Origin of the sequence: Kluyvera sichuanensis (assembly GCF_040930405.1) — a bacterium.
GTDB classification, from domain to species: domain Bacteria; phylum Pseudomonadota; class Gammaproteobacteria; order Enterobacterales; family Enterobacteriaceae; genus Kluyvera; species Kluyvera sichuanensis.
The window spans coordinates 2,838,947-2,846,267 of sequence record NZ_CP162271.1 but is presented as its reverse complement, the minus strand read 5'-3'; the positions used below and the strand labels follow the sequence as shown (position 1 = coordinate 2,846,267).

Sequence of the window (7,321 nt, the reverse complement as noted above, 5' to 3'; positions counted from 1 at the left end):
TGGGAATGTTGAAATGTTAAATGTTGCGGTGCCCGTAATGGCATCTTCACCACGTCGTTTTCGCTTCGCGCCGCTGGGCCTGCTGGTGGGGGCGGTGCTCCTGAGCGGCTGTGGCGCCATCAAGCCTACGCCGCTGACCCAGGATGAAATTACCAATCGGGTGAATCAGGATCGGGCGGCGATGTACCGCGATCAGGAGGCGGTTTCTGGCACTCTGACGCTCTCGGATGCGATGGCCCGCGCGCTGAAATACAACCTCGATTATCGTCTGAAAATGATGGAAACCACGCTGGCCCGCTCCCAGCTGGATCTCTCCTCCCAGGATATGCTGCCGAAGCTGATGGCCGATGCGGGATACCGCTGGCGTAACAATGACTCCGGCGGCACCAGCGTGGGCATCGATGACGGCGTGGTGAGCCTGCGGCCCTCTACCTCAGAGGAGCGGGAACACTATCTTGCCGATGCGACCTTCTCCTGGGACGTTCTCGATTTTGGCATGAGTTATTTCCGCGCCCAGCAGCAGGCGGATGAAGTGAACATTGCCGAAGAGCGCCGCCGCAAGGTGCTACAGAACATCGTTCAGGAGGTGCGTGACGCCTATTGGCGTGCGCTGGGGGCACAGCGTCTGCTGAAGGAGACCGAACCGCTGGCGGATCAGATAGCCTCAGCGTTGGCAAAAACCCGCGAAGCGGAGCAGGCGGGCATTCTGCCGCCGGTGGAGGGACTGGAGTATCAGCGAGCGTTACTGGATGCCATGACGACGCTGAACCAGAAACGTCAGCAGATGGAGATGGCGAAAAGCGAACTGCTGGCGTTGATGAACGTGCCGCCAGGCACGCCGGTGGTGCTGGACGACAAACCGCTGCCGCTCTCGGCGGTACCGCAAGATGTGAACAAGCTCGAGCAGATGGCGCTGGAGCGACGTCCTGAGCTGCGTGAAGAGGACTACAAAGCGCGCATCGACAGCTATGAAACCAAGCGTCAGATAGCCTCCCTGTTCCCGAATCTGAACCTGTTTGCCGGGGTTAACTACGACTCCAATGACTACCTGTACAACGAAAATTGGATACAGGGTGGCGTCGGCGTGTCGATGAACCTGTTTAAACTGATCAGCATTCCGGCTATCAACAACAATAACGATGCGCGTAAACAGACGGACGATGCCCGCCGGATGGCGCTCAGCATGGCGGTGTTAACCCAGGTGCGCGTGGCGGTGGAGCGCTATAAGCTGGCGGTCTACGACTTCCAGATTGCCGATCAGTCCGCCCAGGTCGATCAGCGTCTGGCGAGCATCTCCCGCGCCGGTTCCGACAACTCTCTGACCAGCGATCTCGAGACGCTGCGTACCCAGGCACGTTCTATTGTCTCCCGCTTCCAGATGGCCGGTTCCTATGCTGAGGCTCAGGCCGCCTATGGTCGGGTGCTGAACTCGGTGGGCATTGACCTGCTGCCGGAGCAGGTGCAGCAGACCGATGTCGCCAGCCTGTCGAGCGCGATTGCCGCCAGCCTGCGCCGGGAAGAACAGACGGTGTTTGCCAATACGGCGCTGCAAACCCAACAGGCACAGAGCCTGCGTGTTGAGGTCGGGCGCATCCCTGCTGGGGTCAGCCGGGCGGCGATTGTCCAGTCGGTCAACCAGGTGTTGGCGGCGAACCAGATTTCCCTGGATGATTCCCCGCAAAGCCTGCGTTTACGGATGCAGTTCACGATCCTCAGCAGCAGTACGGCACGCAAGGGGCAGTGGACGCTGGATCTTATCGACCGGGATGACAACGTTCGCCTGTCGCGCCAGTATCAAAGCTACCTCCCGGATGACACCAGCACCCGAACCCTGAGCGCCCTGGCCCAGGCGGCGGCGCTGTCGGTGACGGATGATATTCAGCGGATCAGCGGCGCGCGCATTGCCCCTCTGGCTCGTCCTTAATGGCTCCACAGGAATTCAGTATGAAGTCGATGTTAATGGTGTTATCTGCCCTGATCGGGCTCGCGGTGCTCCCGCTGCAGGCCGAAGAGGCGCTGTCGAGTAACGGCCCGGCGCGTTTTATGGTGCAGGCGAATAAAGAGAGTCCGCTGTCGAGCGTGGTGGCGGGGCGCATCGCCAAAGTGAACGTTCAGCTGGGTGAAAGCGTGGCGGCTGGCAAAGTGCTGGCGACGCTGGACTGCGCGGATCTCACTGCCCGGCGTAATGCCGCCCAGGCGGAGTATCACGCCGCCCAACTGCGTTATGAAGCGAAAGCCAAGCTGCAGGGGCTCAACTCTGCGGCCCAACTGGAAGTTGGACTGGCGGCGGCAGAGGTAAACCGCACCAAAGGTCAGATGGGGATCTTCGATGCTCAGCTCGCCCAGTGCCGATTTGTCGCCCCCTTTGACGGCCGGGTCGCGCGGATTTATGTCAAAGAAGGACAGGGCGTATCGTCCGGCGGCGGGGTGATTGATCTGGTGGGTAGCGGCACGCCAAAAGCGCGCCTGAACGTCCCCTCGAGCTGGATTACCTGGCTGAAACCGGGCGTCAAACTGGACGCCACCGTTGGCGAAACGGGCAAACACTATCTGCTGACGGTGACCAATATCAGTGCCCGCGTGGATGCGGTGAGCCAGACGGTTGAGATTGAAGCCGCGTTTCCGGACAAGGTCGAAGGCGTGCTGCCGGGGATGAGCGGCCAGGCGGTGCCACAGTGTGCGACGGGTGATACCACCTGTCCGGCGGTGGGAGCGGCATCGTGATCGCAGGCGTCAACGGCTGGCGTCTTGCTGCGCGGATCGAAAAAATAAAGGATTACAGCGAGTTGGGCTTTGTCATCTGCAATGAAACGCGCCAGCTGGTGGAATACCGCCAGGCCGCGCTGATGCGGGTGACGGGAGAAAAACGGGCCCAGCTGGTGGCCCATTCCGGCCTCAACGATGTGGATCGCAACACCCCTTACGCCTTATGGCTTGCCGAGGTCAGCGCGGAGATCATTCCGCGCTGCCAGAAGCTGGCGGAAGGCGCGCGCCTACTGCCGCTGACCGCGCCGATGCTGAGCGAGCCTCTGCAGGCACAGTGGGATGAATGGCTGCCGCAGTACGTCTGGGTTTTCCCACTCACCGGCCCACAGGGAGAGCTTCTCTCCCTGCTGTATCTCGGACGGGATAATCCCTGGCCTGGCACCTTAACCCCGGAGTCGCCAGAGTTTGCTTTGCTACAACTTTGCGGGCTTTACGGCTACGCCAGCTGGGCGCTGACCGCCAGACCATCGGCGCTCCAAAAGGCCTGGCAGCGCAGCGGCGGCAAACGCCTCCTGGCGGTCGTACTGGCGCTGGGGCTGATCTTCTGCATTCCGGTGCGGGAGTACACCCTGGTCCCGGCGGAAATTGTCTCGCTTGAGAGCGAAGTGATTGCCTCCCCGGAACAGGGGGTGATCCAGAGGATGGTGGCGCTGCCGAACGTGACGGTGAAAAAAGGCGATGTGCTGGCGCTGCTGGATGACACCACCCTGCGTAACCGGCTGGCGGTGGCAACGGCGGAGCTGGCAACCGCCGATACGACGCTGCACCAGGCCTCGCAGAAAGCCATTGAGGATCAGCAGGCTAAATCGGAGCTGGCGATGGCGGAAGGACGCTGGCGCGAGAAGCAGGTGGAGGTGGTTTCTCTGCAGCGCGAGCTGGATAAACTCACCATCCGCGCGCCGCGCAACGGGGTATTTGTTTATTCCGATCCCGATGACTGGGCCGGGCGTCCGGTGCAGACCGGGGAACGCATTGGGCTGCTGGCCGACCCTGACAAACCGGGCGTCCGGGCCTGGGCTCCCGCCAGCGAATCCACCAACCTGAAACCGGGCGCGCCGATGACGATTTTCCTGAAAGTCGCTCCGCTCAGTCCGCTCAGCGCGACCCTGGACTACGCCGGATATCAGACGGTCGAAGCCCCGAATGGCGTGGCAAGCTACGTGCTGCGCGGTTCATTGCAGGGTAACACCGCCGATGCTCGTATCGGATTGCAGGGCACCGCGCGTGTCTCGGGTGACTGGAAAGCGTTGGGCTATCTGCTGCTACGTCGTCCGCTGGCGACCCTGCGCGCTTGGGTAGGCTGGTGATGACCAACATCGCTGGCATGAGTCCGGTATGGCCCGCGCTGCGTGAAGAGTTGCACCTGCGGGAAGCGGGTATCAACCGTGACGGTTCTCCGGCCTGGCATCTGAACGATCCGGTGCGGAATCTCTGGTTCCGCCTGGGCTGGCTGGAGATTGAAATCCTCAAGCGCTGGTCACTGGGTAAAGCGGAGCGCATTGCTGAGGCGATTAACGCCGATACCACGTTGCAGGTAGCGCCGCAGGATGTGGACGAATTCGTCGGTTTTTTACAGCAGCACCAGCTGCTGAAAATTCCTCGTTTGCGGCCGCAGAAGAGTCTCTGGACCCACCTGCTTCACAGTTATCTGTTTATCCGCATCCCGCTGCTGCATCCCGCCGGACTGCTTAAAAAGCTACTGCCATGGGTGCGTTTTTTCTTCTCGCGCACCTTCTTACTGCTGACGGCGGTAGCGGGTCTCACCGGGCTGCTGTTAGCGGCTCGCCAGTGGGACTCCGTGGAAGCCACGTTGCGTACGGCGGTAAGCTGGCAGGGGGCGCTGGGCTTTATGCTGGCGCTGATCTTCTCTAAATGCTGGCACGAGCTGGGGCATGCCTTTATGGCGACCCGCTATGGTGTGCGGGTGGGGCATATGGGGGTGGCGCTGCTGGTCATGCTGCCCATGGCCTATACCGACACCGGCGAAAGCTGGAAGCTCAACCGTTCGACGCAGCGGCTGAAGATTGCCTGCGCGGGGATCATGGCCGAGTTGGTACTGGCGGCCTGGGCAACGCTATTGTGGTCTTTTGCGCCGGAAGGGGCGTTCAAAAATGCGCTGTTCTTTCTGGCAACCACCGCCTGGGTGATGACGGTGATGGTCAACGCCAGCCCGTTTATGCGTTTTGATGGCTACTTTATTCTTTGCGATTGGCTCGATTTCCCCGGCCTGCATGAGCGCGCAGGACAGTGGGCAAAACGGGCGATGCGCAAAGGGCTGTTCGGACTTGAGGATCCGCTACCAGATAACGTCTCACCGGGCTTTGCCCGCCTGCTGACGCTGTTCGCCTTCGTCACCTGGATCTACCGGTTTATGCTGTTTATCGGCATTGCCGTCGTGGTCTATCACGCCTTCTTCAAGGCGCTGGGCGTGGTGCTGTTTTTGGTTGAGATCCTCACCTTCGTGGTATTACCTATGATTCGAGAAATGAAAATCTGGTGGCTGCGTCGCGGTGAAATTCGCCCTGCCAGGCGGGTGCGCATTGTGCTGGTAGTGGCGGTATTGCTGGCGGCAGTCCTGCTGCCCTGGTCGCGCAGCGTCTCCCTGCCTGGCGTGATTGATGCCGCCCTGGTCCAGCCCCTCTACACCCCCTTTGGCGCCAGAATGTTAAAAGTACGGGTCAGCGACGGCGAGACGGTAAAGAAAGGACAGCTCCTCTTTGAACTGGCCGCTCCTCAGCCTGAAACCGACGAACACAAAGCCCTTGCCATGCGTCAGGCCTGGGAGGCGAATGCCCGTGGGGCGCAGGGGCTGGAAAAGGAGAGTGCGGCAAGACAGGTGCTGGCCGATCAGATGGCGCGTCAGTTCGCCTTGCAGCAGCAGGCTGGCACCATGGAGATGCGTCGTCTGCAGTTGGTGGCGTCTATTGATGGCCGTCTTGAGGAGCGTAATCTAACGTTCCTGGAGGGAAGCTGGGTATCGCCGGGTGAGCGGATCGCCACCGTTATTGATAGCCGCAGTTGGCAGGTTGACGCGCTGGTCACCGAAGACGATTTGGGCAGGATGAAAGTGGGGGCCGCCGCGAAAGTCTTCCTGCCCGGTCAGATAGCGCCATTAACGGGGGCGGTGGTCTCAGTCGATCAGCACAGCCTGACGAAACTGCCTTCTCTGGCGCTGGCCAAAGCGTCCGGTGGTGAAATCGCGCTGGCTCCGGGCGTTCCTGCCAAAGAGCTTAAGCCCGAGGGGGTTTGGTATCGGGTATCGATTCAGGGTCAGACGGGGAGTGACAAAGTGACCCGGGAGATGCCGGTTAAGGTCGTGGTGGAGAGCGAACGCCAGAGCCTGGCGCATCGCTGGATCAACAGCGCGATGCTGATGCTCATTCAGCAAAGCGGGCTAGGGAAAGAGGGATAACGGTCGGGCTTTGCCGAGCGCCCGCGTAATGAGCGCTTTCAGCCCACATGTGTGTGGGCTGAGGCTGTTCAGCATTGGCATCCCCCGCCCATACCAGCCTTATCAGGCGTTACGGCCCGCCATCACGCCACCGTCAACGTCCCAGATAGCGCCGGTGACCCAGCCTGCTTTATCAGACAGCAGGAAGGAGACGGCTTCAGCGACATCGCCAGGCGTACCGACGCGACCAATCGGGTGGAAGCTGTCAAAGCTGCTCATCACCGTGCCTACCTCTTCTTTCGGAATGAAGCCTTCGTAGATCGGGGTGTGTACCACTGCCGGAGAGACGGCGTTTACGCGGATCCCTTTACTACCCAACTCAATAGCCAGATTTTTAGTCAACGCGTGCAGGCCCGCTTTCGCCATGGAGTAGGCAGAAGATGGCGTTGCGCCAATGGCCTGCTGCGCCCACATCGAACCGATATTGACGATAGCGCCCTGGATACCGGCATTCACCATGTTGCGCACCACGTCACGGGTAATAAAGAAGGTCGCACGGTTGATACTCATATACATGTCGTAGTCCGCCATCTCGTGCTCGGTGAACGCTTTCGGGAAGAAGACACCTGCGGCGTTGACCAGCAGACTAATGTCCTGATGTTCTGCGTTAATGGTGTTAATGACGTGCTGCATTCCTTCTTCTTTCATCAGGTCGGCAATGATGATGGAGACCTGACCATCGGCCATCAGTGCCTGGCGAGCCTGCTCTGCTTTATCCTGGCGATTACCCACCAGCACCACGCTGCCGCCGTTTTTCAGTACCAGTTTTGCGGTTTCAAAACCCATACCGCTGGTACCGCCAACCACTAATAATTTTTTACCGGAGAATAATGCGCTCATTGCTGACCTCGATGGGTTGTTCATTTCACGGCGACATGCCGTTTGCTGTGGAGCCATGATGGCAGCGAGCGCCGAGCGTGACGAATCAGAAGAAATCGCGTGCCGATAAAGAAAAACTATCTCGTGATGCAGCATGGATGTTTTCAAGCGGGGAGAGAGGAGGTGGGTATTACTGTGGAGCGTTAAATCACCATGGTTAAGGTATGCCTGGTCGACCGTCTAATAGCCTACCAAAAATGGCTGATTCTTATTCTGAAATAGGCA

The 7,321-nt window shown here is 59.9% G+C and carries 5 protein-coding genes; 4 read left to right on the top strand and 1 reads right to left on the bottom strand.

Going from position 1 to position 7,321, the window contains the following annotated elements:
• Positions 1–37 precede the first annotated feature (37 nt).
• Genes AB2B48_RS13770 through AB2B48_RS13755 form a run of 4 tightly spaced genes read left to right on the top strand, consistent with a single transcriptional unit; the run spans position 38 to position 6,178 of the window.
• Positions 38–1,924: a TolC family protein gene (locus AB2B48_RS13770; protein ID WP_368299418.1), complete on the top strand. Its 1,887-nt coding sequence runs from the start codon at positions 38–40 to the stop codon at positions 1,922–1,924.
• 20 nt (positions 1,925–1,944) lie between these two features.
• Positions 1,945–2,724: an efflux RND transporter periplasmic adaptor subunit gene (locus AB2B48_RS13765; protein ID WP_368299417.1), complete on the top strand. Its 780-nt coding sequence runs from the start codon at positions 1,945–1,947 to the stop codon at positions 2,722–2,724.
• Positions 2,721–4,073 (top strand): efflux RND transporter periplasmic adaptor subunit, encoded by a 1,353-nt coding sequence (locus AB2B48_RS13760; RefSeq protein ID WP_368299416.1) that lies wholly within the window; start codon positions 2,721–2,723, stop codon positions 4,071–4,073. The genes AB2B48_RS13765 and AB2B48_RS13760 overlap by 4 nt, the downstream gene beginning before the upstream one ends.
• Positions 4,073–6,178 (top strand): HlyD family efflux transporter periplasmic adaptor subunit, encoded by a 2,106-nt coding sequence (locus AB2B48_RS13755; protein WP_368299414.1) that lies wholly within the window; start codon positions 4,073–4,075, stop codon positions 6,176–6,178. The genes AB2B48_RS13760 and AB2B48_RS13755 overlap by 1 nt, the downstream gene beginning before the upstream one ends.
• Before the next feature lie 102 nt (positions 6,179–6,280).
• On the opposite strand, the gene AB2B48_RS13750 is transcribed toward AB2B48_RS13755, so the two are convergent.
• Positions 6,281–7,057 carry an SDR family NAD(P)-dependent oxidoreductase gene (locus tag AB2B48_RS13750; RefSeq protein WP_368299413.1) on the bottom strand — a complete coding sequence of 259 codons (777 nt, stop codon included), beginning with the start codon at positions 7,055–7,057 and terminating at the stop codon, positions 6,281–6,283.
• Positions 7,058–7,321: the final 264 nt, after the last annotated feature.